The organism is Mesorhizobium sp. (assembly GCF_005063415.1).
Lineage (GTDB): Bacteria > Pseudomonadota > Alphaproteobacteria > Rhizobiales > Rhizobiaceae > Mesorhizobium.
Window position 1 is genome coordinate 242 of the sequence record NZ_SUEG01000316.1, and the last position, 1,498, is coordinate 1,739.

Below are 1,498 nucleotides of genomic sequence, written 5' to 3' on the forward strand. Positions count from 1 at the left end.
GATTGAGAGCGACGGCGCGGTCGAAATGGACGCCGGCCCGTTCGTATTCACGGAGCCACACCATGACCATGCCGTTGGCGTGGTGGACCTTCGGATCGTTGCTGTCCAACTCCATGGCTCTTTGTGCGGCAAGTGACGCTTCGTGCAGCGTTCGTGGATCGGTGTCGAACCAGTAGCGGCCGAGGAGAGCGATCGCCAGCCAGGCGTGGGCGTGCGCAAACTCGGGATCGATCGCCGTCGCGCGGGAAAAAAGCGGAACGGCCTCCTTCTCCATGTTGGCGTCGGCCAGCTCCCGGCCCTGCAGGAAAAAGTCATAGGCCGTCCAGCTCGACGTTGGCCGCTTTCGCACCTGAAGAGCAGCAGCGGCCACCATTCGCCCCTCGAGCGTCGTCACGATTGCTGCCACGACTTCGTCCTGCACAGCAAAAATGTCGTGGCATTCGCGATCATACCGCTCCGCCCAGACGTGGTTGCCTGTCCTTGCGTCGATCAACTGTGCAGTAATGCGAATCCGCTCGCCCGCCTTCCGCACACTACCTTCGATGACGTAGTTCGCGCCCAGATCGCGGGCGGCCTGCATTGGGTTGATGCCCATCCTGGCAAGATGGAACGAAGCGTGACGCGCCGCGACGGTAAGATTTCTGAACAGCGACAACTCGGTGGTGATGTCCTCCGTGATGCCGTCCGAAAGGTATTGTTGACTGGGATCGCCGCTCAGATTGTCGAATGGCAAAACGGCAATGGATGGCCTGGCAGCAGACGTCGTTGCGGCCCGCCCGCCCACTTGACCAGTACTCGTTTCCACACGGTAAACCCGCACCGGTCTGACGATATTCTTGAGCGCCACCTCGCCCATGTCCTCGAAGGCAGCGTTGCCTTTGCCTCGCAATTCCTCATGAACCTTGGCCGAGACGCAGACCCCGCCTGGCTCTGCCAAGGCTTCGAGGCGAGCCGCAACGTTCACACCGTCGCCATAGATGTCCGAGCCCTCACCGATCACGTCGCCCAGATTGATGCCGATACGCAGCAATATACGGCGGTGCCCGGTGACGGATTGGTTGGCCTCCGCCATTTTGGCCTGTAGTTCGACTGCAGCCTCGACCGCGTTCACCGCGCTGGTGAACTCCATCAGCACGCCGTCGCCCATAAGCTTGACGATCCGCCCGCCGCGATCGCGAACGATCGGCTCCAGGATCGCCTTGCGCCGCTCCTTCAGTGCCGCCAGCGTACCCGCCTCATCCGCCTCCATCATTCGGCTGTAGCCGACCACGTCGGCCACAGCGATGGCGGCAAGACGGCGCTTGACGTGTTCATCAGCCATTAAGTGATCGCCTCACTGGTTGGATCGATGGTATTTGCGCCGCACGGAGGAGTCCATCGTGGCCAGCAACGAGAACGGCTACCTGGGTGGAATGATGGTCTCCTACCCCTTTCGGGATATTGAGCCTTCAACGGTCAATGACTGCTTCGGGTCAGGAACGCTGGTTCCGCTGAATGT

The 1,498-nt window shown here is 61.1% G+C and carries 1 protein-coding gene; it reads right to left on the reverse strand.

Annotated features, from left to right (window positions below):
• On the reverse strand, nt 1-1,279 hold a 1,279-nt coding region (locus E5W70_RS32225; protein WP_292665380.1), incomplete at its 3' end, for an adenylate/guanylate cyclase domain-containing protein.
• Between the last annotated feature and the right edge of the window lie 219 nt (nt 1,280-1,498).